Consider the following 24,980-nt stretch of genomic DNA (forward strand, 5'->3'; position numbering starts at 1 on the left):
CGGGCGGAGTGGGCGCTCGGGTCAGAGCGTGGGGATCATCCAGGACAGCACGGTGGACTGCAGGCCGACGAGGAGGCACAGCGCCGCGAGCATGCCGAGGCTCCACCAGATCACCTTGCGGAAGATGGCCGACTCCTGGCCGAGCAGTCCCACGGCGGTGGCCGCGATGGTGAGGTTCTGCGGGCTGATCATCTTGCCGACCACACCGCCGGAGGTGTTCGCCGCGACCAACAGGGCGGGGTTCAGTCCGGCCTCTTCGCCCGCGGTCTGCTGCAGGGTCGCGAACAGGGCGTTCGCACTGGTGTCGGAGCCGGTCACGGCCGTGCCCAGCCACCCGAGGATGGGGGAGAGGAAGGCGAAGGCCGCGCCGGTGCCGGCGATCCAGGTGCCGATGGTGATGGTCTGCCCCGACAGGTTCATGACGTAGGCCAGGGCCAGGACCGCGGCGACGGTGAGGATCGAGTAGCGGAGCTTGACGAGCTGGGTGAGGTAGACGCTCGCCGCGTCCCGCAGCGACATCCGGTACACGATCGCGACGACGATGCCGGTGATCAGCAGCAGGGTGCCGGGGGAGGAGAGCCACTGGAAGGAGTAGACGGTGCTGCCGGCGAGCTCGCCCTCGGCGGTGAAGACCTTGCCGTCGAGCCCGGGCCAGGGGACCTTGACGTCGGTCGCGGCGAGGAACGAGCTCAGCACCGGCACCAGCTTGGAGGCCGAGAAGATCACGATCACCAGCAGGTAGGGGAACAGCGCCATGAACACCCGACCGGAGGTGAGGCGCACCGCGGTGCGCGGCGGCGTGGCGACGGCCCCGGCGTCCTGCGCGGAGGAGTCCGTCGTCCCGGTGCTCTCCCGCGCGCGCTCGCGGCCCATGTTCTCCAGGGCGTCCTGGCCGCCGACGGGCTTCCAGAACTGCAGCATGATGACGGCGGCGGCGAGGCCGGCCAGCGAGGCGATGATGTCGGTGAGCTCGACGGAGATGACGTTCGAGGAGACGAACTGGCTGATCCCGAAGACGACGCCGACCACGAGGGCCAGCGGCCACAGCTGCTTCACGCCGCGCTTGCCGTCGACCAGGAAGACCAGGAACAGCGGGACGATCGCAGCGAGGAAGGGCGTCTGGTGCCCGATGATGGCGCCGATGTGCTCGTAGGGGATCCCCGTGAGGTTGCCGGCGGTGATGATCGGGATGGCGATGGCCCCGAAGGCCACGGGCGCGGTGTTGGCGATCAGCACGACGGTCGCCGCGCGCATCGCGGTGAAGCCGATGGCCATCAGCATCACACCGGTGATCGCCACCGGTGCCCCGAAACCGGCGAGGGCCTCGAGCAGGCCGCCGAAGCAGAAGGCGATGATGATCGCCTGCACGCGCGGGTCGTCCGAGATCCGGTCGATCACCCGGCGCAGGTCCTCGAAGCGGCCGCTGCGGACGGTGAGCTCGTACAGCCAGATCGCGTTCAGCACGATCCACATGATCGGGAACAGGCCGAAGGCAAGACCTTCGGTGGCCGAGAGGCCGACGAGACCCACCGGCATGCCGTAGGCGAGCGCGGCGACCAGCATCGCCACGGCCAGGGCGGCCAGGCCCGCCCAGTGCGCCTTCCAGCGCAGCACGCCCAGGGTGACGAAGATGGTCACCAGGGGCAGGAGGGCGACGAGCGAGGACCACAGCAGGCTGCCGGCCAGCGGTGCGAGTTCAGGGGTGTACATAGGGACCTCCGACACACATCAGCTGCGGTGCGTGCACTGCATCGCCGTCGATGTCGTGCCTCGTGAGTCGGTGAGGACAGGGATGGAAGACCGTGTAGTGGTCTGACCACAGAGCCGATAGTAGGGGGTCGGGACGGCGAGGGCAAAACTCTGTCGATCGACGGGGCCCGCTGTGCTAGAACGGGACGATGGTCGACAACACGGACAGCGAAGAGGTCGGACCGCAGGGGAGGCGGTCTCCCGGGGCGGACGCGACCTGGCGCCCGGTGACGCGCGCCAGCACGCATGAGCTGGTCATCGAGGCGATCGAGGACCAGATCATGACCGGCGCGCTCGTCGTCGGCGACCTCCTGCCCCCGGAGCGCGAGCTCGCCTCGCGCTTGAACGTCAGTCGCGCCGGGGTGCGCGAGGCGATCCGGGTCCTGGAGGGCCACGGCGTGCTGCGCTCCGACGTCGGCTCCGGCCGCGGAGCCGGCACCTTCGTCGCCTCCCTGCCCAGCGCCGCGCTGGCGAGGTTCCTGCGCCTGCACGTCGCCCTGGCGAACTTCCGCATCCAGGAGGTCGTCGAGGCGCGCATCATCCTCGAGCAGGCCAGCGCATCGCTGGCGGCCGAGCGGGCCGACGCCGATACCGTCGCGGAGCTGGAGCGGCTGGTGGCCCTCATGGACGAGCCGGGCGTGAGCCGCGAGGAGTTCAACGACGCCGACACCTCCTTCCACGTCGCCATCGCCGAGGCCGGCGGGAACACCCTGTTCTCCGATATGACCGGCGCGATCCGCGCCTCCCTGCGCGCACCCATCCTGGAGGCCTTCACGCAGGTCACCGACTGGGACGCGATGGCGAACATGCTGCGCAGCCAGCACCACGGGATCCTCGAGGCGATCGCGCAGGGACGGAGCGCGCAAGCCGGGGAGCTGACCGCCGCGCACATCCGCGAAGCGACCGCCGCGCTGCCGGAGCTGCCCGAGGTGTAGCGCCGGCGGCCCCTCCTTCCGCGACCCTCAGGCCCCCGGGACCGGCCGCTCGTCGGGCCCGTCGTACTGCGACAGCGGGCGGATCAGGGCGTTGTCGGCGCGCTGCTCCATGATGTGCGCGCTCCAGCCGGTGATGCGGGCGGCGATGAACAGCGGGGTGAACATCTCGGTGTCGAAGCCCATCAGGTGATAGGTGGGCCCTGCCGGGTAGTCCAGGTTGGGCTTGATGCCCTTGGCCTCGTCCATCGACTGCTCCAGCCCGTTGTACAGGCCCAGGATCTCGGGGCGGTCGAAGTACTCGATCATGCCATCCATCGCGTTCTTCATGGTCGGCACGCGGGAGTCGCCGTGCTTGTAGACGCGGTGGCCGAAGCCCATCACCTTCTTCTTCTGGGCCAGGGCGTCGTCCATCCAGGCCTTCGCGCGCGCCTTCGCCTCGTCCTCGCTCTCCTCGGGGCGGATGCCGATCTCGTCGAAGGTGTGCATCACGGCCTCGTTCGCCCCGCCGTGCAGGGAGCCCTTCAGCGCACCGATCGCGCCGGTGACCGCCGAGTGCAGGTCCGCCTGGGTCGAGGTGATCACCCGGGCGGTGAAGGTGGAGGCGTTGAAGGAGTGCTCGGCGTACAGCACCATCGAGACGCGGAAGGCCTCGGCCACCTCGTCGGCCGCCTCCTCGCCGAAGGTCATCCACAGGACGTTGCGCGAGTAGTCGAGGTCCTCGCGCGGGGCGACGGGGTCGGTGGGGCCGCCGGCGCGTCGGCGGCGCTGCTCGTAGGCGACCACCGCGGGCAGCTGGGCGAACAGGCGCCGGGCCTTCTTCTGCTCGGCCTCCGGGGAGGAGTCCTCCGCGGCCGGGTCCAGCGCCCCGAGGACGGAGACTGCCGTGCGCACCGAGTCCATCGGGTGGCAGGTGATCGGCAGCGAGTCCATCGCGGCCTTCACCGCCGGGTCCAGCGCCCGGTCGGAGCGTTCCTGGGCGACGGCCGTCTCCAGCTCCTGGGTGCTCGGGAGCTCGCCGGTCAGCAACAGGTGCGCCACCGCCTCGAAGGGCTGGGTGGCGGCGAGCTCGGGCACCGGGTAGCCGCGGTAGAGCAGGGAATTGGTCTCCGGGTTGACCTTGGAGATGGCGGTGACGTCGGCGACGACCCCGTCCAGTCCCTTGTGGATCTCGCTGGTCTCGGTCATGAGTCCCTCCTGGGATCGACGGCGGTGCCGGGCGGGGTGTCGGTGCGGTGGGCGGCGGGCACCTCGAAGTCGAAGACCGAGGTGTCGAAGCGGGCGTAGCCCTCGTAGTCCACCAGGTCGTAGAGCCGAGCGCGAGTGAGCATCTCATCCACCCGGGGGCCCTGGGTGCCTTCCGAAAGGATCGTCTCCAGCACCCGCTCCGCCGCGCCCATCGCGCTGCGCAGCAGCGTGACCGGGTAGATCACCATCGCCACGCCCGCCTCGGCGAGCTGGGCCCGGGTGAACAGCTCGGACTTGCCGAACTCGGTCATGTTCGCCAGCACCGGCACGTCCAGCGCCGCACAGACCTGCTCGAACTCGCCCAGGTCCGCGAGCGCCTCGGGAAAGATCGCGTCCGCCCCGGCGTCGACCAGGGCCTTCATCCGGTCGATCGCGGCGTCGAGACCGGAGGTGGCGCGCAGGTCGGTGCGGGCCATGACCAGGAAGTCCGCGTCGCGGCGCCCGTCGGCCGCGGCGCGGATCCGCTGGGTGGCGGTGTCCAGATCGACCATGGTCTTGCCGTCGAGGTGGCCGCAGCGCTTGGGGTTGACCTGGTCCTCGATGTGGCAGCCGGCCAGGCCGGCGTCCTCGAGCTCCTGGACCGTGCGGGCGACGTTCATCGGTTCGCCGAAGCCGGTATCGGCGTCGATCAGGCACGGCAGATCGGTGGCCCGGGCGATCTGCCCGCCGCGGGCGGCGACCTCGCTGAGGGTGGTCAGACCGACGTCGGGCAGCCCCAGCTCGTTCGCGATCACCGCCCCGGAGATGTAGACCCCGGGGAAGGACTTCTCCTCGATGAGCTTCGCCGACAGCGGGGTGAAGGCGCCCGGGAAGGGCTGGGCGGCACCGGGGGTGAGCAGCGCGCGCAGGTCCTGACGCTTCTGCGCTGCAGCGCGGGTGGAGTGCAGCATCACAGCAGTCCCTTCGGTCCGGCGGTCGGGTCCACGACGCCGGCGGCGGCGCGGAGGTTCAGCGCTCCCAGCTCCCCGGCGGGAAGGTCGGCGAGATGCGCGGCGGTCTCCAGGAAGCGGTCGATCTCGACCTCGTCCACGAGTCCCGCGGCGAGCGAGCGGAGCTTGTCCTCGTACTGCTGCCGGGCGAAGGGGCGGGCGCCCTGGGGATGGGCATCGGCCACGGCGATCTCGTCCTCGATCACGGTGCCGTCGCGCAAGGTGATGGTGATGGCGCCGCCGAAGGCCTTCTCGGCGAGGTCCTGCGAGTGGTAGCGGCGCGTCCACTCCGGATCCTCCTCGGTCGTGATCTTGCGCCACAGCGCCACGGTGTCGGCCCGGCCCCCCCGCTCGGGGGCGTAGGAGCGCTCGTGGTGCCAGGTGCCGTCCTGCAGGGCGACGGCGACGATGTAGGGGATCGAATGGTCCAGCGTCTCGCGCGACGCGGTCGGGTCGTACTTCTGCGGATCGTTCGCGCCGGAGCCGATCACGACGTGGGTGTGGTGCGAGGTGCGGATCAGGATCGAGTCGACCCGCTCGGGATCGGCGGCCTCGGGGTGCTCGGTGTGCAGCTTGCGGGCCAGGTCGATCCACGCCTGGGCCTGGTACTCGGCCGAGTGCTCCTTGGTGTAGGTCTCCAGGATCGCACGCTTCGCCTCGCCGGCCTCCGGCAGCGTCACGGTGTAGCGGGCGTCGGGGCCGTCCAGCAGCCAGGCGATCACACCGTCCTCGCCCTCGTAGATCGGTACCGGGGAGGTCTGCCCGCGCATCGCCCGGTCCACGGCCTCGATCGCCATCTTCCCGGCGAATGCGGGGGCGTGGGCCTTCCAGGTGGAGATCTCGCCCTTGCGGGACTGGCGGGTGGCCGTGGTGGTGTGCAGCGCCTGCCCGACGGCCTGGAAGATCGTCTCCGCCTCCAGCCCCAGCAGGGTGCCGATCCCGGCGGCGGCCGACGGGCCCAGGTGGGCGACGTGGTCGATCTTGTGCCGGTGCAGCGAGATCGCGCGCACCAGATCGACCTGCAGCTCGTAGCCGGTGGCGATGCCGCGGATCAGGTCCTGGCCGGATCGCCCGGTGTGCTCGCCCGCGGCGAGGATCGGTGGGATGTTGTCCCCGGGGTGGGAGTACTCGGCCGCCAGGAAGGTGTCGTGGAAGTCGAGCTCGCGCACGGCCACGCCGTTGGCCCAGGCCGCCCATTCGGGGGAGGTCTTCTGCCCGATCCCGGTGATGGACGCCCCGGAGCCGCCGGTGGAGACCGGGTGGCTGAGCGCTTGGGCGCGGGCGGAGACGATGGGGGCACGATTCAGGGAGGCGACCGCGACCGAGGCGTTGTCGATGATCCGGTTGATGATCATCTCCTGGACCGCGGGCTGGACGGCGACCGGATCGGCGGCCACCTCGGCCATCGCCCAGGCGAGCTGGTCCTTCCGGGCCAGGTCGTCCTCGGACGGGTGGACGCGGACGTCGAGCTCTCTCATGCAGGTCTCCTTCGATGACGAGGCGTTCGCGGTGCGCCACCGGGTGGGCCCGGCCCGGCCGCATCGGTTGATCACGCGTATCCGGCCAGGGTATCGGGGACGGGAGACCCGCCGGTGCGAGAGGGCGCCCCGATCATCGCGACGGCGTCCGACCGATCTCCTCGAATGCCTCGAGCGTCTCGGCCGGGTCCAGCACCGCGGCGGGATGGGGGCCTTCCCGCTTCCAGGCCTCGCGCCACGACTCGACCTCGGGGGAGGACAGCGCGCCGCCGGTCAGCAGCACCATGTTCCCGTCGGCCGGGCGGGTCAGCAGCGAGGCGTGGGTCAGCGTCCACACCCCCGTGAGGCCCTCCGCGGCGGCGGCGTCCTCCAGCTCGCGGACCTGCTGGGCGAGGAAACGCTGCCCGGCGTCGTCGCCGATGTTGGTCAGCAGCAGGCCGTCCGCCTCCAGGTGGCCCAGCGCCTCGCGGTAGAAGTCCTGGGTGGCCAGGTGCGCGGGGGAGGACTCGCCGGAGAACACGTCGAGCACGATCGCGTCGAACCGTCGGGAGCCCATCGCGGCGAGCTCTTCGCGGGCATCGCCGATCACCACCTCGAGATCGGTCCCTGCCGGCAGCGGCAGCGCCGTGGTGACCAGCGTGGGCAGCTCCCGTTCGATCTCGATCACCAGCTGGGCCGAGCCGGGCCGTTTCGCCTGCACGTAGCGGGCCAGGGTGAGGGCCCCGGCGCCCAGGTGCGCGATCCGGACCGGCCGGCCTCTCGGCCACACCTCGTCCAGGACGTTCGCCATCCGTCGCAGGTACTCATGGACGATGTGCGTGGGGTCCTCGAGATCCACATGCGACTGCTCGACGCCCCCGATCTGCAGCACCCACCCGCCGACGACCTCGTCCTGCACGATCGAGGCGCTCTGGTCGCAGCGGCGCAGCTGTGCGCTGCGGAGGACTCTGCCGGAGGAGGGGGGAGGGGTCATGGAGACATTGTCGCCGACGGCGCGGAGCCGATGTCGGGAGGTCGGGCCGGCGGCGTACGGGATACTCCTGTGCATGGACACTCTCGAGGTCGCCGGCCGCACCTTCCGCGTGGCCCGCGCCCGCGCCGTCGACGTCCCGGCACTCATCGCGCTCCTGGCCGACGACGTCCTGGGGCGGGGGCGGGAGAACGGGGCGATGGAGCCCTACCTCCGGGCGTTCGAGCAGATCGACGCGGACCCCCACCAGCTCCTGGTCGCCGTGCGAGACGAGGACGAGCAGATCGCCGCCACCGTGCAGCTCACCCTGCTGGCGGGACTGTCCCGTGGCGGAGCGACCAGATTGCAGATCGAGGCCGTGCGGGTCGACGCCTCGGCGCGCGGGACGGGGCTGGGCAGCGCCCTGCTGACCTGGGCGCACGGCTGGGGCCGCGAGCGCGGGGCGGTCCTCGCGCAGCTGACCACCGACCGGTCCCGGGCGGATGCTCATCGCTTCTACGAGCGGCTCGGCTACGAGCCCAGCCACGTGGGGTTCAAGCGGCCGCTGTGAGCGGCACCGCCACGGCTGATCCCGCGTGCGCGGTTCCCTGGGGAACTCGCACCGTCGGCCGACCCGGTCAGCATCGGCGCCCGGAGTGGCCTCCCGCGGGCACGTCGGCGGACATGGCCGTACGACGAGGTCTTGCTCGATGGCGGAGGACGTCCGGAATCAGGGGCCCGTGGGGCCGGGCGCGCTGCGTTCGTGTGGCTCGTCGGCGGGCGCTGTGCTGTCGCGCTCGGACGAGATCGCGGGGGCGGCGGGGCGGAACATGCCGGGCACCGGGAGGAACGCGATCGTGGTCAGGACCAGAACCAGGCTGATCAGCAGCACGGCGCTGGTCATGGAGGATCCGGCGGACAGGATCCCGACGGCCACGGCCGGCAGCCCGGCCCCGGCGTAGAACGCCAGGTACAGAGCGGCGGACGTCCCCGCGTGCTCGGCATGCGCGGTCTGGGAGTCGACCTCCTGGTTCGCACCCCAGTACCCCAGACCGTGACCGGTCCCCGTGGCGACGGCCGCGACCGCCATCATCACCGGGCCGCTGCCGTCGGGCACGGTCGGCAGGTGCGCACCGAGCAGCAGCACCATCCCGATCGCCAGCCCGGTCAGTCCGAGGGTCTGCGCGGCGGGGGGGGGGGGGAGAAGCGCGGTGCGATCAGCTGGCTGAGCGCCGAGACGAACAGCACCGAGCCCACGAGGAGACCGATCAGCGCCAGGCTCGGGTCCTCCAGCGCAGAACGGGCGATCGACGGGACCAGTGCGAGGAAGATCCCCACGGCGGACCATCCCAGGAAACCGGTCGCCGCGGCCACGGCGAAGCCGGGGCGCAGCGAGGTCGGCACCGTCGGCCACGTCGGCCGCCACCGCTGTCGCACCGCGGGGCGATGAACGCGCAGGAGCGCGGTGCCCACGGTGACCGCCGCCAGGACGGCGAGCATCACCAGGAACGGGGTCGTGGTCCGGGACGCCGAGTGCTCGGCCACGATCCCGGCCATCGCGGGACCCGCTCCGGTGCCGGCGACGAAGGCGATGGTCGCGAGCGTCGAACCCAGGGCGGGCCGACGGACGGGGGAGGCCTCCACCATCAGCGCGATCCCCGCGCCGGTGCCGAGCCCGAGGCCGATCCCCAGCAGCACCCGGCCGAGGAGGAGACCGCCCACACCGGCGCCGTCGAGAGCGAACAGCGCGGTGCCGGCGAAGGCGCTCACCAGGCCGGCGAGGAGCACCGGGCGACGCCCCAGGGCGTCCGCCGCCGATCCGAACAGCAGCAGGGCCGGCATCGCCGTCAGGGCGAAGGTCGCGTACAGGAGGGTCATCAGGGAGTCGGACATCCCGTGGATCTGCTGGTAGACGGGATACAGGGGACTGGCCATGTTGGCCGCGGCCGAGAGGGCGGCGAGACCTGCGGCCCCGATCACCATCTGCGGCCTCGATCCGATCCTCGCCCTGCGTCCCAGCGTCGCGGTGGACATGGGTGACACCTCCTCCGTGCTCTCGACCCCTTCCCGCCGCGGCCGGGTTCACGCCCACGGCGGCCCATTACGCCGACGAATGGGAGACCGGAACGGCGCTGGTCGCCGCGGGGTTCGGGGTCTGCCTCGTCTCCCGGCTGGCGCGCTGGCCCGATCATCATCCCGTGGTGCGGATCCCGGTGCGGGGAGCGAATGCGCCGACGCGCCGCATCGCCGCCGTGACGCGGGCCGGCGCCGAATCGCGCAGGACCATCCGCCATGCGCTGGACGTGCTCGGTGCGGCCGCGCTCGAGCTCGGCGGTCTGCGCGAGCGCGACGTGCCCGAGGGGGCGGAGCGTCCCGGGTGAGGGGTCTCGGCGCCGCTGTGGGTCAGAGGCCTCGATCCAGGCCGTGGCCACGGAACTCGGAGCCGGGGCGGCCTCGCTGTTCCGGTGCATCGCGCACGGGCTCGAGCTGCCTGACCTGTCTGCGACCGATACCCCGTGCGGATGATGCGGCGGAGCCTACGAAGCCGACGAACCGTCGGGACGCGGGCCGACGGTTGCCGGATCCACCGGACGCTTCGCCCGTGGCAGGCGCTCGACGACGAGAAGATAGGACTCGGTGACGAGTTCCCGGATCATCTCCTCGTCCAGGTCCTCGCCCGGCTCGAGCGTGATCCAGTGCCGCTTGTTCATGTGATAGCCCGGCGTGATGTCGGGGTGCGCCTGTCGCAGCGCCTCGGAGTCCCGGGGGTCCGCCTTGAGAACCACGATCGGTCTCCCGCGGACCTCGGTGAGCAGGAGGAACATCTTCCCCACGACCTTGGCCACGTCGTGCTCGGGCCCGAAGGGACGGGTCAGCTCCACTGCCGGGAGCTCCTCGGCGCGCGTGCGGGCGGTCTCCTGCAGGGTCTCACCGTCCATGTCGCTCCCTCGGGATGTCGGCTGCGGATGCTCCAGGATCGTAGCGTTCCTGTGTGGCGACGACATCACCGCGGAGACGGTGCCCCGGGCCCGTCGGAGGTCGTCGCTGCGCCCGTCGAGAGCACGGCGTCAGCCGCGGCGTACAGCGATTCGACCTCGACCTGGACGAGCGAGTCCTCGGCAGGCAGAGCCCGCTCCAGCGCAAGGCCGTTCAGCACGGTGCCCAGAAAGCGCGCGCGGCGCGGAATGTCCTGCTCGGGCACGGAGACCTCCTCGGCCAGCACCCGCAGCCACCCCTCCATCCGGCGCTGCCCGTCCCGCTGTGCCGCGAGATAGGCCTCGCGGACGGACTCGGTGTGCTCTGCCGCGATGAACGAGCCGGTCATCTGCAGCATCGACTCGCGCGCCCGAGGCCCCGTGCCTCCCATGTCCAGTACCTCCCGCAGGCTGCGGACCAGCCGGTCCCGCGCCGGGACCGTGGTGTCGCTGATGCTGCTCTCGGGCATCATCCAGTCGAAGATCCGGCGCATCACCTCGTCCCGCAGGTCCTGCTGGGTGGGGAAGTGGTGTCGCAGGGAGCCCGAGCTCACCTCCGCCCGGGCGGCGACCGCGCGCACGCTCAGCCGTGCGGCGACCCCGTCCTCGCCGATGATCGCGGCGGCCGCCGCGAGGATCCGCTCCCGGGTGGGCATCTCCTGCTGGTCGTTCTTCTGCTGGCCGAGGAGACGCTCGTCGCCCGTCCGTGACTCATTCATCCGCTCCTCGTTCATCCGTCCCCCGACTTTCGTGCGATACAGCGTACTAGAACAGCGTGCTAGCGTGCAGACAGCTCGACCCGCACAGCGTGTTGGTCCGACGACCGAGTGCCGAGGAGGCCCCGATGTTCCAGCAGTGGCGTCGCCGTCGTGCGGTGAAGCGGATCGAGCCCGGTGATGGCAGTGCCCTCCGGAGATTCCGCTGGTGGCAGCTGCTCGGCCGGTCCATGTTCCACCTCGATCGTCCCGTTCCCGTCGAGGGCCCCGTGCGGTACACCGTGGATGTGAGGCAGTGGAAGACCGACGAGAACGGCACCGTGATGGTGCACCTCTACCGCGACGGGCTCCAGCACGCCGTCGCGCGGGCCCCGGCGCTGTTCCCCGTCGAGGGCGGCACGATCGAGGTGGCCGCCAGCAGCTTCGGGCTGAAGCGCTGCCATGTCGTCGCCGACGACGGCACGGAGCACCAGCTCACCCCGGATCCTCGGTCCGCGGAGGGCCGACGAGCCCGCTTCGAAGAGCGTCGGCCCGTGCTGAGCCGCGTGGTGGGCGCCGTCTCGATCGTGGCCCTGCTGGTGGGTGTGGCGCTGCTGCTCCAGGAGATCGCCGTGCCGATCCTGCGGATCCCGCCGATCGCGGAGCGGATCGGGACCGTCGAGCCGCTGTTCCGCCTGCCGCTGTGGCTGACCATCAGCCTCGCCCTCGCGGCCGCGCTCGCCAGCACGGAGCGTGCCCTGCGCCTGCGCTACCACTGGCTGCTCGACGCGGCCGGAAACTGACCATGGCCCATACGCTCGATGCCTCCCGTCCCCATGGGGCTCATCTGCTCCTCATCTGGTGGAAGCCGCTGCTGCTGGTGCCCGGCGTGCTGCTCACCGTTCTGCCATGAACGCACCGCTCTCCGGTGGCGAGGCGCCCGCTGTCGATCGGGGCGCGGGAGCGGGCGGCCCCTCCTCTGCGATCCTCATGTCTGTGAACGTCGCTGTCGTCGGTGTGGAGCGGTGGCGCGAGCGCTCCCGCGCAGAGCGGACCTCGTGAGACCGGCATGCCCTGGTGTGGCGGCCGGGCAGCCCACGAGGGCCGCTCCCCGCTGCTCACTCGGCGTCTTCGACCCGAGCGGGGGAGAGGGCCCGGGCAATCACCCTGACACGTTCCGGGTCGTCCGTGCTCCGTGCGTCGACGACGATCGCGTCCTCGTCGATGGGAGGTTCGAAACTCGCGGCGTGGTCATGAAGCACGGCGTCGGTGACGTCGAGACGTCCTCGCGCTTCTCTGTTCGCGCGGACGCGTTCGCGCTGCAGGTCGAGGGTGATCTGCACCCAGATGAGAGCGAAGGGCGCGTCAGCGGCCTCCGCAGTCGCGCGCCAGGCGTCCCGGATGAAGCGGGGCGACCCGGTGTCGTCGAGGACGACATGATGACCGTGCGCGAGGAGCACGCGTGCCCGCTCATGAGCGAGCCGATTCGTCGTGGCCCATTCCTCGGGCGGGATTCCCTGGCCGCCGTCCAGACCACGTTCCGCATTGAGGAGATCGAGGCTGATCAGCTGCGCGGGCAGCTCCCGGGCAAGGTGCTTTGCCAGCGTGCTCTTGCCGGCGAAGGAGAGACCGCACATCAGCGTCAGTGCCATGTCCCGACAGTAGCGTCCGCGATTCCTGGACATGGAACGGTCCTCCCGCCGCGGCAGAGGAGAGTGCCCGCTCGAGGAGCAGAGCGTCACGGATCCCGTCTGAAAGGGTCGGTGAACGAGACCGGCTTGTCGATGGCGCGGGCGTACGCGATCCACGATCTGCCACGGCCGCGTTCTTCGAGAATCGACAACGGTTGGAGGTTCTCGCGCGATCAACGCCCTGGCCGAGGCCTTCAACTCGCTGTTCAAGGCCGAGCTGGTCCGCAACGACGGTCCCTGGAAGATCATCGACGACCTCGAGATCGTGACCGGGGTGCGATGTCGCTTGTTCCGGCGGCCGCGGACACGGTCGCAGCCACCGCCCCCAGTTCGCGCCATGCCTCCGGGTGGGACTTGTCGAGGACGGGGAGACGGGTCATTGAGTCATCGTCGGTGCGCCGGGCTTCTGGCGCGCGGTAGCGGACCGGGCTCGCGAGCCGTGCTCGCGGCGGCGACCTCTGCGGCTGCAGGACAACAGATCTCTACAGCCAGCCTGTCGGTGCAGGTGTCCCCTTGGCAGACGCTGCTGTGTCGACAACACGTGGGCTCACGTCCAAAGCGGCCCGAATTGGGCCCACAATAAGGAGGACTCATGAATTCACATGCCCAACCAGGTGACGTGCCAGCGGGGGCTGCGGGAGGATTCCCCGCACCGACAGAAGGCCTCTTGGTCACGCACTTTCTGACAGTACGCGACGTCGCCGTTTCACTAGACTTCTATACGCGAGTTTTTGGGGCGGAGATCGTCTTCGAAGAAAATCCCGCAACGATCAAGCTCGCGAACAGTTGGATCATCATGAACCCGGGCGGTGGCCCTACTCCTGACAAGCCAGGCATCGATCTGCGCCCCCCCCCGAAGAGGGAGATCCGGTCTCCAGTTTCCTCAATATCCGCGTGGCAAATATCGCGAAGTTCTACGAGCACGCTCTGGCTCAAGGTGCGAGCTTCGTGACCGAGCCGCTTGATCGGAAGGCTGAGATCCGGAACTATCTGCGCGATCCCGACGGGTACTACATCGAGATCGGCCAGTCCACGGGACTGCTTGCGGGGGTCCACGCCGATCCGCCAACTTCTCAGGAATGATAAATGACCCGGCTTGAGCGCCAACTGTGGCTAAAGGCCGTCTGACTTGAGCGAGCGGTGTGCGATGTGATTGGTGAGATCATCAGTCAGTCGTTGCCCAGCGGTCTTTGGTCTGAGTTGAGGTGTAATCCTTCGGCACGGCCACGCACGCCGCGTCCCACCGAGGATCGATCCCGCGGGCATACCGTCCCGTCATGCGGCTGTCGGCGAGGCCTGCCAGGCCGCCGTCGCGGTACCCGTTCATCCAGCGACGCTGCGTGCGGACCGATGCGCCCTCGGACCGTGCCGCTGCGTCCCATCGCTGCGTGATCGGAGTATCTGGGCGGGGCTCGAGCAGAGGGCGAACGAGCTCGGCGCGCCTTTGGAGCTTCACCAATTGATGCGGCGTGCCGCTGCGAGGCCGGCAAGGCCTGCGATGACGTAGCCGACGCCGTCGAGCACCACGACGACGCTGCCGAAACGCTCGGCGAGTACGCCTGCCAGACCGATGCCGAGCAGTTGCGCCAGCGAGGTCACGCCCCAGAACAGGGAAAATACGCGGCCGCGAGCGGCCGGTGGGCTTTGGGTCTGCAGCAAGGTTCCTTGCATTGCCGCCACGACGGCGAAAGGGGCGCCGGCGAGTGTGGTCAGGGCCACCGCCGGCCACACGGCCTGGTATCCGAGTGGGTACGTGAAGACGACGAGCAGCAGTATCCCAGCCACGAGCGCCGCGACCGCGAGCAGATGGAACGGAGGCCGTCGGTCCGCCACGCGAGTTGACCAGAGTGCGCCGAATACACCGCCGACGGCCTGAGCGGAGAGAATCCAACCCAGCACATCCGGACCGGCGTTCAGGAGCTCACGTGTGAAGGGCGCGAGGAGAGCGGAGACGAACCCTTCTCCCCATGCCATCATCACCACCAGCGGCATGAGAACGCGGAGTACGGGCTGCTGTCTCGCGATCCTCGCGCCCTCTCGCCACTGGGCCAACATGCCCGGACCGGCCTGGTCGGATTCCGTCCAGGGGGACCGGTGATCGACGGCGAAGACCAAGACCGCACAGAGAGCATGGCACACCACGACGAGCCAGACGACACCGCTGAATCCGGCAGCAGCTAGCAGTATTCCGCCAAAGGCGGGCCCCACGAGACGCGCGAGCGTGTTGTTGAGCGTGTTGAGGCTCGCGAGCTCGCCGAGCCGATCATTGGGTGCCAACTCGGGCAGTAGTGCATGCTCAGCGGGCCCCACCAGTTGAGCGACGCAGCTGCGCGCGAAGGACAGCACCGCAATCCATCCCCAGTCGCCGATGAAGAGGAGGCCGATCGTCAGCACGGCCAGCGCAAGGTTCGCTCCGAGCAGCACCCGACGCCGGTCCGCGCGGTCCGTGACGACACCTGCGAACTGTCCCAGCAGCACCGGCGGCAGAGCCGACGCGAGCACGGTCAGCGCCGTGGCGCCGGGTGAGGACGTGCTGTCGAAGACCACGAATGGAAGCACCACGAACATCGCATGGCTACCGATCCACGCGATGAGGCCGGCGGTCCAGACGAGGGCGATCCGACGGTCCCGCAGCAGAGTCTGTGGGCGGCCGGCTGGAGTTCTCCCCATCGAAGAAACAGGCATGGAGCGACGGTCTCGTCTAGTCTGAGTGAAATGGTAGGCGGCGATTCACCTAGCGCTACGAGCCGAGACTCCGTGGCTGCGCGGAGCGCGCCGCCATGGGATGACATCGACGTCGATGCACTGCACGAAGTCACGGATCCTGCCCAGGTCGCGATCCTGACCGATCCCCACCGGGTGCGGTTCCTCCGGCCGTTCCTGGGTCGCGAGGTGACAGTCAGCCAGGTCGCGGCCGAGCTGGAGGTGTCGCCGAATGCGTTGCTGTACCGGGTGCGGCGGATGGTCGACGCAGGACTCCTGCAGGTGGTGGCGACTCGGCCGCGGGCAGGGCGAGCGGTCAAGGTGTACCGCGCCAGTCACGACGGCTACCGGGTGCCGATGTCTGCGATGCGCTATGACGACATCCGGCATCGTGTCGACACCTACGGCCGGCCGCTCCTGGAGAACCTGGCCCGGGCCTACACCGCAGCGCTGCTCGCCGCCCCGCGTCACGATCGAGTCGTCGCATGCACCCGTGCCGGGGAGGTGTGGGCTACCGATCTGCTCCCCTCGGCGACACGCCAGGGCGACCCTCTCCTGTTCGCAGACACAGTGCTCTGGCTCGATCAGGAACAAGCCCACCGGGTGCGGCTCCGACTTCACGAGGCACTCGACGAGGCCCTGAGCTCGGCGGACCCGACACGCGCAACCGGCAGCGCCACGCCCTATTTCGTCATGGGGGCTCTGTTGCCGATGCCCCCGGCGAACGGATGAGCAGCACTCTTCGGCGTTCGACGAGCTTGCGCCGTCGGTGGGCCCAAATCATGCGAGACACCATTCGATGAGCAGATCGGCACGCGCCGGTATCGGCGCCGTCGCGACCTCGTCGTCGGCGACGGTGCGGTACCGGAGGAACACCTCGCATCCGCCCGTGGAGGTCCATCGTGCCCGTCTGACAGATGCGCCGGAAATCTGACACGCACGGGCCAAGAAACCCGGAACTGGCCAACTTGTCCCGGAACCTACAACTGTGATCCGCCCCACGTCGCCTCGTGCCTGGAATACCTGCGGCTCCCCCAAGGTTGAGTGGGGTGTACTCAAGTTCGATGACCCTCAGGTTGACAACGATCTCGACGGATCCTCTACTTGAGTGCGTACAGCTCAAGTCTTGCCGCCGGCCCCGGCGGCCGGCGGAACCGCTGGGCGGAGCACCGGGCATCCGGGTCCCGTCGGGCGGTATCGCACGAACCACCTTGCGGCACATCCGCCGCAGAAAGGCAGGCACCCATGTCCCGTGTCGTCGGAATCGACCTCGGTACCACCAACTCCGCCGTCTCCGTCCTGGAGGGCGGCCAGCCCACGGTGATCGCCAACGCCGAGGGCTCCCGCACCACCCCGTCGGTCGTCGCCTTCTCCAAGCAGGGCGAGGTCCTCGTCGGTGAGGTCGCCAAGCGTCAGGCCGTCACCAACGTCGATCGCACCATCTCCTCCGTCAAGCGCCACATGGGCACGGAGTGGAGCACGGAGATCGACGACAAGAAGTACACCGCGCAGGAGATCTCGGCGCGCATCCTCGGCAAGCTCAAGAAGGACGCCGAGTCCTACCTGGGCGAGTCCGTGACCGATGCGGTCGTCACCGTCCCGGCGTACTTCTCCGACGCCGAGCGTCAGGCGACGAAGGACGCCGGCACCATCGCCGGTCTCAACGTCCTGCGCATCATCAACGAGCCCACCGCCGCGGCTCTCGCCTACGGCCTCGAGAAGGGCAACGACGACGAGCAGATCCTGGTCTTCGACCTCGGTGGCGGCACCTTCGACGTCTCCCTGCTCGAGGTGAGCAAGGATGACGAGGGCTCGACCGTCCAGGTCCAGGCCACCGCCGGTGACAACCGCCTCGGCGGTGACGACTGGGACCAGAAGATCGTCGACTGGCTGATCTCCCAGGTCAAGAACAAGGAGGGCGTGGACCTCTCCAAGGACCGGATCGCGCTGCAGCGCCTCAAGGAGTCCGCCGAGCAGGCCAAGAAGGAGCTGAGCTCGGCCACCTCCACCAGCATCTCGCTGCAGTACCTGTCGATGACGGAGAACGGCCCGCTGCACCTGGACGAGAAGCTCTCGCGCGCCCAGTTCGAGGACATGACCTCGGACCTGCTCGAGCGCACCAAGTCCCCCTTCCACCAGGTGATCAAGGATGCCGGCATCAAGGTCTCCGACATCGACCACGTGGTCCTCGTCGGCGGCTCCACCCGCATGCCGGCCGTCACCGAGGCTGTCAAGAACCTCACCGACGGCAAGGAGCCCAACAAGTCGGTCAACCCCGACGAGGTCGTCGCCGTCGGCGCCGCGCTGCAGGCCGCCGTCATCAAGGGCGAGCGCAAGGACGTCCTGCTCATGGACGTCACCCCGCTGTCCCTCGGCATCGAGACCAAGGGTGGCGTGATGACCAAGCTCATCGAGCGCAACGCAGCCATCCCGACCAAGACCTCCGAGGTGTTCTCCACGGCCGAGGACAACCAGCCCTCCGTGGCGATCCAGGTGTTCCAGGGCGAGCGTCAGTTCACCCGGGACAACAAGATGCTCGGCACCTTCGAGCTGACCGGCATCGCCCCGGCGCCCCGCGGCATCCCGCAGGTCGAGGTCACCTTCGACATCGACTCCAACGGCATCGTTCACGTGACCGCGAAGGATCGCGGCACGAACAACGAGCAGTCCATCCAGATCACCGGCGGCTCCGCGCTGTCCGACGAGGACATCGACCGCATGGTGAAGGACGCCGAGGCGCACGCCGCCGAGGACGAGGAGCGCCGGAAGAACGCCGACGCCCGCAACACCGTCGAGCAGCTCGTCTACCAGGGCGAGAAGCTTCTGAAGGACAACGAGGACAAGATCTCCGACGCCGACAGGACCAAGGCCGAGGACGCCATCAAGGACGCCAAGGACGAGCTGGCCAAGGAGGATGCCTCCACGGAGGACCTCGAGGCCAAGCGCGACGGCCTCAACGAGGCCCTGCAGGCCGTCGGCACCGCGATCTACTCGCAGGCCGAGGGCGCCGAAGGGTCCGAGGGCGCCGAGGGTGCTGCTCAGGGCGGCGCCGACGCATCCTCGGACGACGATGACGTGGTCGACGCGGAGGTCGTGGACGAGGACGAGGAGAAGAAGTGATGACCGAGGACCGGAGCACCCCCGACGACGCTGAGCGCCCGGAGGGCGAGCCGAGGTTCTCCTTCACCGACAAGAGGAAGGTGAACCCGGAGGACGGCAGCATCCGTCCCGCCGGGGACACCCCGGCCGATCCGGCGCAGCCGGTGGACCCGATCGACGCCGAGGCCGCGACGCTCTACGAGCAGGCGGCCGAGGGCGGGCAGGAGTCCGCTCCGGCCGATGCTGGGTACGTCGCCGAGCTGGAGGGCAAGGTCGCCGAGCTCTCCGAGGAGCTCAAGCGCGAGCAGGCCGAGTACGTCAACTCGCGCCGGCGCATCGAGGCCCAGGCAGAGACGGGCAAGGAAGCGGCCGTCGGCCGTGTCCTGACCTCGCTGATCGGGGTCCTGGACGACGTGGAGGCGGGGCGCCAGCACGGCGACATCGCCGAGGGCACACCCTTCCACGCGATCGCCCAGAAGCTCGAGGACACCCTCGCCACCCACGGGCTCACGCGCTTCGGCGCGGTCGGGGAGGAGTTCGACCCGACCGTCCACGAGGCCCTCATGCACGAGGACGCCGACGACGTCGAGACCGCGACCATCTCGCTGGTGATCCAGCCGGGATACTCGATGAACGACCGGGTGCTGCGCCCGGCGCGCGTCGGGACCCGCGGCCCCGCCTGACCGGCGGAGCCACCCCAGGCAGTGCGGGGCCTGCCGGCCGAAGACCGGTCGGCAGGCCCCGCACCCGTTCCACCCCACACCCCATGAAGTTCCTGACGCTCTCGGAAGGAGACGCACATGTCCTCCCAGGACTGGCTCGACAAGGACTTCTACGCGGTCCTCGGCGTCTCGAAGGACGCGAGCGCGCAGGAGATCAAGAAGGCCTATCGCACCCAGGCCCGGAAGTACCACCCCGATCACCACCCCGGTGACGCCAAGGCCGAGGAGCGGTTCAAGGAGATCGGCGAGGCGTACTCGGTGCTCAACGACTCCGAGCAGCGCGAGCAGTACGACGCGATCCGCGCCATGGGCTCCGGCGGCGCTCGATTCTCCGCGGGCCAGGGCGGACCCGGCGGCGCCGGCTTCGAGGACGTCTTCTCCTCCATGTTCGGCGGCGGCCAGGGCGGCGGGTTCCCGGGCGCCGGCCGCCCCGGCCCCGGCGGCGCGCGCACCGCCGGCGGCGCCGGGAACCCGGACCTCGACGACATCCTGCGCATGTTCGGCCAGGGCAGCGGGTCGGCCGGCTTCAGCGGCGGGGGAGGCTTCCCCGGCGGCGCCGCCGGCTCCGGGGGCGCCCCCGCGAAGGGCTCCGATCTCTCCGCCCGCACCCGGATCAGCTTCCGGGACGCGGCGCTGGGCACCGAGATCCGCCTCAGCGTCGACGGACGCTCGCTGACCGCCCGCATCCCCGCCGGCGTGCACGACGGGCAGAAGATCCGCCTGCGCGGAAAGGGTCGTCCCGGCCCCGGCGGTGCCAAGGCCGGCGACCTGCTGCTGACGCTGGACGTCGACGAGCACCCCGTCTTCAGCAGCGAGGGCGCGAACCTGCACCTGACCCTTCCGGTCTCCTTCGACGAGGCCGTGCTCGGCGCCACGGTGCCCGTGCCCCTGCTCGACGGCGGCTCCGTGACCCTGAAGATCCCGGCCGGCACGCCCTCGGGCCGCACCCTGCGGGTGCGCGGCAAGGGCATCGCGACGAAGAAGACCACCGGCGATCTCCTGGCCACCGTGCAGGTCGCGGTCCCCACGCATGTCGAAGGGGCCGCCAAGAAGGCGGTCGAGGACCTGCGCGAGGCCCTGGCCGACGAGGATCCGCGCGCCGGGCTCGCCGAGGCCGCCGCGCGCTGAGCGTCCCGGCGCGTGGCCCCGCGCGTCGCGGAGCCGCGGCACCCGCCGTGGCACCGTGGGGGCCACGGCTCCGGAACCGGCCGCACGACGTGGAGGACCACGCGAAGGAAGGAGAATCACCGACATGGCAGCTCAGCACCGCATCGACGAGCGGGCCCCCGTGTTCGTGATCTCCGTGGCGGCCGAGCTCTCCGGGATGCATCCCCAGACCCTGCGTCAGTACGACCGCATCGGGCTGGTCTCCCCGCAGCGCACCCTGGGCCGCGGGCGGCGCTACAGCGCCCGCGACGTGGCGAAGCTCCGCGAGGTCCAGCGCCTCTCCCAGGACCAGGGCATCAACCTCGCCGGCATCAAGCGGATCCTCGAGCTGCAGGACGAGGTCACCGACCTCGTCGAGCAGCTCGAGAGCGTCCAGGAGTCGCTCGACTCCCTGACCCCCGCGCAGCGGCGCGTGTTCGCCGCGGACCGGGACGGGGAGATCAGCGCGCTGCGCCGCGGTCAGCGTCCCCAGCGGCGCGAGTCGGGAGCGCTCGTACTGTGGCGACCTCAGCGTCGGCGGTGACCGGTCGCGTCAGCCGGTGCGGGCGCACGCCCGTGATGTCGTAGATCTGCTGGAGGTCGCGGGCGACCTGGTGCAGGTCCACGTCCTCGGCCGCGCGTCGGCCCGCGCGGGTGAGATCGGACAGTTCCCCGGCCAGCAGCCCGGACAGCCGCTCCGCGACGTCCCCGGCGAATCCCGGGCCGTCCCCGGCGACCTGATGCGTGAGCACGCCGTCGGGCATCCGGTCCCGGTACAGCGGGATCGCCCGCACCAGCACGGGCACCTCGCAGGCCAGCGCCTCCCACAGCACGATCCCCTCGGTCTCCTCCTTGGTCAGGAAGCAGAAGGCGTCGGCGCCGCAGTAGGACTCGCGCAGCGTTTCCGCGCTCACGTATCCGGGGAACCGGGCATTGGCGGGGGCGGTGGCCAGGGCGCGGCGGACGTCCGCCGTCAACAGGCGCTCATCGGTGCTCCCGTACCAGACGAAGGTCACCTCGGGCAGGCGCCGGGCGACCTCCACCCAGTCCAGGATCCCCTTGCGCACCAGCTGCATGCCCACGCTGATCACGACCGTCGCGTCCTGGGGCAGGTCGAGGGAGGCCCGCAGGCGCTCGCGGGCGCTCGGATCGGGGCGGAAGTAGGTGGTGTCCACGCCGTTGGAGAGCACGTGGACCGGGGCGGACAGGCCGTACTTCGGGGCCGAGATCAGCTCGCGGGAGTACTCGCTGGGGGTGACCACGGCGTCGCCGCGGCGGTACAGATGCGCGAGCCACCGGCGGAAGAGCGGGGCCACGGCGTTGGCGCCGGGGAAGGAGTCGCGGAAGTCGTCCTCGGTGGAGTGCGCCCACATCAGCACGGGGCGCCGCCACAGCCGGGCCCACCGCGCGATCAGCGGCGTGTCCGGGAACGGGGTGTTCAGGTGCACCACGTCGAAGGGGCGCAGCGGGTTGGTGACCACCTGGTGGCCCAGGGAGCGCACGGCGGTCTCCTGATGGCGCATGGCGGCGCCGATGCCGGATTGCCGGGCCAGGCTCCCCAGGCCGCGGGGCATCAGCACCCGCAGCGGCTGATCGGGGCGCACTCCGCCTCGGGGATGGCGGCCGGGCAGGGTCGAGAGCGCCGCGCGCAGGGCCGTGCGGGCACGTTGCGCCGAGCGGCCCCCGGGCCGACGGGGGCGCCTCACGGCGCGGGATCTCATGTACATGATGGTTCTCCGTTCACCAGGGCAGGACGCGCAGGACGACGGTGCTGACGCCGAGGCCGTACAGGATCAGCGACCAGGGCTTGCCCAGCAGGATGATCAGGACATAGTCGCGCCACCGCATGCGCGTCGTGCCGGCGACGTAGCACAGCAGGTCGTCCGGTGCGATCGGCAGGGCGATCGCCAGGGCGAAGGCGCGGCTGAACCGTCGGTGGCGGGTCCAGCCCAGGAACTTCTCGAGCGTGCGCGGGGCGACCAACCGCTCGATCAGCCCCAGTCCGACGTGCCGGCCGATCGCGAAGTTGAGCATCAGGCCGGCGCAGACGGCGACGTAGCTGTAGAGCATCCCCTCGACGGGGCCGAACAGCACGGGGGCGGCGAGGACCGGCAGGCCGCCGGGAATCACGGGGAAGACGACCAGGGCTGCGCAGACCACCCCGAAGACGGCGGGTCCCCACATGCCCAGGGAATCGATGAACGCCCGCAGGCTCTCCAACGACCCGAGCACCCCGGTCTGCAGACCCCAGGTCACGAGGCCGATGCTGACGGCGAGGCCCAGCAGCGGGGACAGGCGGGCCGCGATGCGCAGCGGGTCCCGTCGGCCGGCAGGTGCGAGCCGCGAACCGGCGTCGCCCCGCGAACCGGCATCGCCCCGTGAACCGGCATCGCCCCGCGAGCCGGGATCAGCACGCGGCGGCCGGACGGTCGGTGCGCTGCGGGTCCCCGCGACGCGCGGCGGGGCGGAGACGGCGGGGACGGATCCGGTCGCGGTGCTCATGCGACCACCGTCCGTGAGGCGATGATCTGCGGACTGCGGCGACGCAGCACCTGCTGGTACACCCCCAGCACCGCGCGGCCGAACTCCTGCGCACCGCAGGTGGCCCGGGCGTGCTCGGCCGCGGCGAGGGACATCCCCCGGCGCAGCGGAGCATCATCGAGCAGCTCATCGAGCCGGGCGGAGAACTCGCCGGCGGTCTCGAACTGCCACCCGGTGCGCCCGGCGATCACGACGCTGGCCAGGGAGGGGTCCCGGCGGCACAGCAGCGGCAAACCGCTGGCCAGGGCCTCGATGAACGTCAGCCCCTGGGTCTCGCTGCGGGAGGCGCTGACGAAGGCGTCGCCGATGCGATACCAGCGCTGGACCTCCGCCGGGTCGACCACACCGGGGAAGCGGACCCGATCCGCGATGCCCAGGGCCGCGGCGCGGTCCTCGAGCTCGGCGCGGTACGGCCCCTCGCCGACCAGCACGAGCACGGTGTCCTCGCGCCCCGCCTCCGCGACCAGGTCCAGCACCTCGTCGAGGTTCTTCTCCTTGGCCAGACGGCTCACGGAGACCAGCACCTTCTGTCCGGCGGTGATGCCGAGCCGCTCCCGCAGGGCCGCGGCGTCCGCGCGTTCGGCCGCGGTGCGGGCCGGGCGGAAGCGCTGCAGGTCCAGGCCGGTGGGGACCACGTGGACGGGCCGGTGCACGCCGTAGCCGTCCAGCAGGGAGGCCACCTTCGCGGTCGGGGCGATGACGGCGTCGGCCCCCGCCAGCACTCGGCGCGAGAAGGTCGCGACGACCTTCCGGCCGACGGTGCGGCTGGGGGAGTAGTAGTGCGTGTAGTCCTCGTAGATGGTGTGGTACGTGTGCACCAGCGGCACCCCGAGGGACTTCGCGATGCGGCGCGCCCACACGTGGGTGGAGAACTCGCACTGGGAGTGGACGACGTCCGGCCCCCAGCGCAGGATCTCGCGCAGCATCCGGCGGCCGGCGGGCATCCCGACGCGCGCCCGGTCGTAGAACAGTCCCGCCGAGACGGAGCCGATCCGGTAGACGCCCTCCTCGCTGCGGGTGCGCATCCCCGGGGACAGGGTGAGCACGCGGACATCGCAGCCGAGAGCCAGCAGTTCGCGGCGCAGCGTCGCCACCGAGGCGACGACCCCGTTGACGACGGGTTCCCACCAGTCGGTGGTCAGCAGCACCCGCAGCGGGCGCTGCGACGTGCCGGTCCGTTCGGCGGGGCGCATGCTGGTCAGGTTCACCCCTGCAGACTCGCACCCGGAGGCGCTGTCGGCGTCCTCCGAGCGGATGAACGGGGTCAGACCCAGGTCTGATCTTCGCTCAGCGCGCTCCGTGCGGCATGTGGTCGACTTCATGCTTCGAGACTACGGTCGCAGGTCGGGGACGACGACGGGGCGCGCCCGACAGGTCGCGGGGTGTTCCCCCCTGGTCAATCAGCCCGTCACCTGATAATGGGCTGTGAGCGAGGCGGAGGCCAGCTGCTGGGGCGAGAGGACGCCGCCCTCGGGGGTCGCGGTCGAAGCGAGGGTCAGGTGCGGTGTGCTCATACCGGTCAGGGTAGGGAGGGGCCCGGAGGATGTCGACCGATCCGGCATGATGTCGACCGGTCCTGCGGATCGCCGGCTCCAGGGTCCCGCAGCGATCGGGATACGATGAGTGACCGTCATCGTCGAGGAGGACGTCATGACTGCACTGACCACTGCGGGCACCATCGCCATCGACAGGGCCCGGGCATCGAGCACCGGCTACCACGCGGAGCACGTGATCCGCAGTGGCCCGTTGCAGCAGACCGTGATCGCCCTGCTCGAGGGCACGCGACTGGCCGAGCACGAGGCCGATGTGCCCGCCTCGATCTACGTCCTCACCGGTGCGCTCCGGGTCACCGCCGACGATCCGTTCGACCTGACCAGTGGGGACGTGCACGAACTCCCCCTCCGGCGGCGATCCGTGGTGGCGCTGGCGGACACCGTGCTGCTGCTGACCGCCGTCACCGGCGTCTCCGGGGACGACCTCGACGAGCACGTCCACGAGCTGCCGCGCGCGTGAGCAGGCGCGTGCGGATGCGAGGTCCGTGCTCGTGTGATCCCTCCCTCCGGCACCGGTGCTGCTGCGGCGAGCGTCGGGAGAACGGGACCGGGGCGTCGCTAGACTGGCCG

26 protein-coding genes are annotated in these 24,980 nt (G+C 70.5%); 12 read left to right on the forward strand and 14 right to left on the reverse strand.

What is annotated here, in order from left to right; translation table 11 throughout:
• Positions 1-21: 21 nt before the first annotated feature.
• Positions 22-1,710: an L-lactate permease gene (locus BH708_RS00395; protein WP_076805691.1), complete on the reverse strand. Its 1,689-nt coding sequence runs from the start codon at positions 1,708-1,710 to the stop codon at positions 22-24.
• A gap of 188 nt (positions 1,711-1,898) precedes the next feature.
• Between BH708_RS00395 and BH708_RS00400 the strand changes: the two genes are divergently transcribed.
• The gene (locus BH708_RS00400; protein ID WP_076805693.1) at positions 1,899-2,684 is read left to right on the forward strand and encodes a FadR/GntR family transcriptional regulator; all 786 of its coding nucleotides are present in this window, start codon (positions 1,899-1,901) and stop codon (positions 2,682-2,684) included.
• Between the two features lie 27 nt (positions 2,685-2,711).
• On the opposite strand, the gene BH708_RS00405 is transcribed toward BH708_RS00400, so the two are convergent.
• The 4 genes from BH708_RS00405 to BH708_RS00420 all read right to left on the reverse strand — a co-directional run bounded on the left by BH708_RS00405 (position 2,712) and on the right by BH708_RS00420 (position 7,309).
• The gene (locus BH708_RS00405) at positions 2,712-3,869 is read right to left on the reverse strand and encodes a bifunctional 2-methylcitrate synthase/citrate synthase (RefSeq protein WP_076805695.1); all 1,158 of its coding nucleotides are present in this window, start codon (positions 3,867-3,869) and stop codon (positions 2,712-2,714) included.
• Positions 3,866-4,819 carry a methylisocitrate lyase gene (gene prpB, locus BH708_RS00410; RefSeq protein WP_076805697.1) on the reverse strand — a complete coding sequence of 318 codons (954 nt, stop codon included), beginning with the start codon at positions 4,817-4,819 and terminating at the stop codon, positions 3,866-3,868. Before prpB ends, BH708_RS00405 begins: the two co-directional genes overlap by 4 nt.
• On the reverse strand, positions 4,819-6,336 hold the full coding sequence (locus tag BH708_RS00415) for an MmgE/PrpD family protein (RefSeq protein ID WP_076805700.1): 1,518 nt from the start codon (positions 6,334-6,336) through the stop codon (positions 4,819-4,821). Before BH708_RS00415 ends, prpB begins: the two co-directional genes overlap by 1 nt.
• A gap of 133 nt (positions 6,337-6,469) precedes the next feature.
• Positions 6,470-7,309: a spermidine synthase gene (locus BH708_RS00420; RefSeq protein ID WP_076810608.1), complete on the reverse strand. Its 840-nt coding sequence runs from the start codon at positions 7,307-7,309 to the stop codon at positions 6,470-6,472.
• Between the two features lie 73 nt (positions 7,310-7,382).
• On the opposite strand from BH708_RS00420, the gene BH708_RS00425 reads away from it, so the two are divergent.
• Complete coding sequence (locus tag BH708_RS00425) at positions 7,383-7,856, forward strand: GNAT family N-acetyltransferase (RefSeq protein WP_076805703.1); 474 nt, start codon at positions 7,383-7,385, stop codon at positions 7,854-7,856.
• Positions 7,857-8,015: 159 nt separating this feature from the next.
• On the opposite strand, the gene BH708_RS00430 is transcribed toward BH708_RS00425, so the two are convergent.
• Both BH708_RS00430 and BH708_RS00435 read right to left on the reverse strand, forming a co-directional pair.
• The gene (locus BH708_RS00430) at positions 8,016-8,435 is read right to left on the reverse strand and encodes a hypothetical protein (protein ID WP_076805705.1); all 420 of its coding nucleotides are present in this window, start codon (positions 8,433-8,435) and stop codon (positions 8,016-8,018) included.
• 17 nt (positions 8,436-8,452) lie between these two features.
• On the reverse strand, positions 8,453-9,319 hold the full coding sequence (locus BH708_RS00435; protein ID WP_076805708.1) for an MFS transporter: 867 nt from the start codon (positions 9,317-9,319) through the stop codon (positions 8,453-8,455).
• Positions 9,320-9,321: 2 nt separating this feature from the next.
• On the opposite strand from BH708_RS00435, the gene BH708_RS00440 reads away from it, so the two are divergent.
• Entirely contained in the window at positions 9,322-9,666 is a 345-nt protein-coding gene (locus BH708_RS00440) for a LysR substrate-binding domain-containing protein (RefSeq protein WP_076805710.1), read from the forward strand.
• Positions 9,667-9,822: 156 nt separating this feature from the next.
• On the opposite strand, the gene BH708_RS00445 is transcribed toward BH708_RS00440, so the two are convergent.
• Positions 9,823-10,224, reverse strand: a complete 402-nt coding sequence (locus BH708_RS00445) for an MmcQ/YjbR family DNA-binding protein (RefSeq protein WP_076805712.1) — start codon at positions 10,222-10,224, stop codon at positions 9,823-9,825.
• Positions 10,225-10,289: 65 nt separating this feature from the next.
• Positions 10,290-10,979 carry a TetR/AcrR family transcriptional regulator gene (locus BH708_RS00450; protein ID WP_253705427.1) on the reverse strand — a complete coding sequence of 230 codons (690 nt, stop codon included), beginning with the start codon at positions 10,977-10,979 and terminating at the stop codon, positions 10,290-10,292.
• A 125-nt stretch (positions 10,980-11,104) separates the two neighbouring features.
• Here BH708_RS00450 and BH708_RS00455 point away from each other — a divergent pair, with 125 nt between their 5' ends.
• Positions 11,105-11,758, forward strand: coding sequence for a hypothetical protein (locus BH708_RS00455; RefSeq protein ID WP_076805714.1), 654 nt, complete (start codon positions 11,105-11,107; stop codon positions 11,756-11,758).
• A gap of 315 nt (positions 11,759-12,073) precedes the next feature.
• On the opposite strand, the gene BH708_RS00460 is transcribed toward BH708_RS00455, so the two are convergent.
• Positions 12,074-12,607 (reverse strand): ATP-binding protein, encoded by a 534-nt coding sequence (locus tag BH708_RS00460; protein ID WP_076805716.1) that lies wholly within the window; start codon positions 12,605-12,607, stop codon positions 12,074-12,076.
• Between the two features lie 631 nt (positions 12,608-13,238).
• Between BH708_RS00460 and BH708_RS20575 the strand changes: the two genes are divergently transcribed.
• Positions 13,239-13,598 (forward strand): VOC family protein, encoded by a 360-nt coding sequence (locus BH708_RS20575; RefSeq protein WP_371329937.1) that lies wholly within the window; start codon positions 13,239-13,241, stop codon positions 13,596-13,598.
• On the forward strand, positions 13,541-13,729 hold the full coding sequence (locus BH708_RS20075) for a VOC family protein (RefSeq protein ID WP_216639490.1): 189 nt from the start codon (positions 13,541-13,543) through the stop codon (positions 13,727-13,729). Before BH708_RS20575 ends, BH708_RS20075 begins: the two co-directional genes overlap by 58 nt.
• A 369-nt stretch (positions 13,730-14,098) precedes the next feature.
• On the opposite strand, the gene BH708_RS00480 is transcribed toward BH708_RS20075, so the two are convergent.
• The gene (locus BH708_RS00480) at positions 14,099-15,331 is read right to left on the reverse strand and encodes an MFS transporter (protein WP_083713141.1); all 1,233 of its coding nucleotides are present in this window, start codon (positions 15,329-15,331) and stop codon (positions 14,099-14,101) included.
• A gap of 72 nt (positions 15,332-15,403) precedes the next feature.
• Here BH708_RS00480 and BH708_RS00485 point away from each other — a divergent pair, with 72 nt between their 5' ends.
• The 5 genes from BH708_RS00485 (at position 15,404) to BH708_RS00505 (ending at position 20,860) form a co-directional block, all read left to right on the forward strand.
• A complete protein-coding gene (locus tag BH708_RS00485) occupies positions 15,404-16,081 on the forward strand; it encodes a winged helix-turn-helix domain-containing protein (RefSeq protein ID WP_076805723.1) in 678 nt (225 codons plus the stop codon).
• A 513-nt stretch (positions 16,082-16,594) separates the two neighbouring features.
• Positions 16,595-18,469, forward strand: coding sequence for a molecular chaperone DnaK (dnaK, locus tag BH708_RS00490; RefSeq protein ID WP_076805725.1), 1,875 nt, complete (start codon positions 16,595-16,597; stop codon positions 18,467-18,469).
• Positions 18,469-19,131 (forward strand): nucleotide exchange factor GrpE, encoded by a 663-nt coding sequence (locus BH708_RS00495; RefSeq protein WP_076805727.1) that lies wholly within the window; start codon positions 18,469-18,471, stop codon positions 19,129-19,131. The genes dnaK and BH708_RS00495 overlap by 1 nt, the downstream gene beginning before the upstream one ends.
• 117 nt (positions 19,132-19,248) lie before the next feature.
• The gene (locus BH708_RS00500; RefSeq protein ID WP_076805729.1) at positions 19,249-20,298 is read left to right on the forward strand and encodes a DnaJ C-terminal domain-containing protein; all 1,050 of its coding nucleotides are present in this window, start codon (positions 19,249-19,251) and stop codon (positions 20,296-20,298) included.
• Between the two features lie 124 nt (positions 20,299-20,422).
• Positions 20,423-20,860 (forward strand): heat shock protein transcriptional repressor HspR, encoded by a 438-nt coding sequence (locus BH708_RS00505; protein ID WP_076805732.1) that lies wholly within the window; start codon positions 20,423-20,425, stop codon positions 20,858-20,860.
• Here the strand turns inward: BH708_RS00505 and BH708_RS00510 are convergent.
• Genes BH708_RS00510 through BH708_RS00520 form a run of 3 tightly spaced genes read right to left on the reverse strand, consistent with a single transcriptional unit; the run spans position 20,778 to position 24,065 of the window.
• Positions 20,778-22,037, reverse strand: a complete 1,260-nt coding sequence (locus tag BH708_RS00510; protein WP_253705428.1) for a glycosyltransferase — start codon at positions 22,035-22,037, stop codon at positions 20,778-20,780. The two genes, BH708_RS00505 and BH708_RS00510, sit on opposite strands and share 83 nt — an antisense overlap.
• Positions 22,038-22,056: 19 nt before the next feature.
• Positions 22,057-22,818: a TVP38/TMEM64 family protein gene (locus tag BH708_RS00515; protein ID WP_076805734.1), complete on the reverse strand. Its 762-nt coding sequence runs from the start codon at positions 22,816-22,818 to the stop codon at positions 22,057-22,059.
• Complete coding sequence (locus BH708_RS00520) at positions 22,815-24,065, reverse strand: glycosyltransferase family 4 protein (protein WP_253705429.1); 1,251 nt, start codon at positions 24,063-24,065, stop codon at positions 22,815-22,817. Before BH708_RS00520 ends, BH708_RS00515 begins: the two co-directional genes overlap by 4 nt.
• A gap of 442 nt (positions 24,066-24,507) precedes the next feature.
• On the opposite strand from BH708_RS00520, the gene BH708_RS00525 reads away from it, so the two are divergent.
• Positions 24,508-24,870, forward strand: coding sequence for a hypothetical protein (locus BH708_RS00525; protein WP_076810611.1), 363 nt, complete (start codon positions 24,508-24,510; stop codon positions 24,868-24,870).
• Positions 24,871-24,980 lie beyond the last annotated feature (110 nt).

It is taken from the genome of Brachybacterium sp. P6-10-X1, from assembly GCF_001969445.1.
Lineage (GTDB): Bacteria > Actinomycetota > Actinomycetes > Actinomycetales > Dermabacteraceae > Brachybacterium.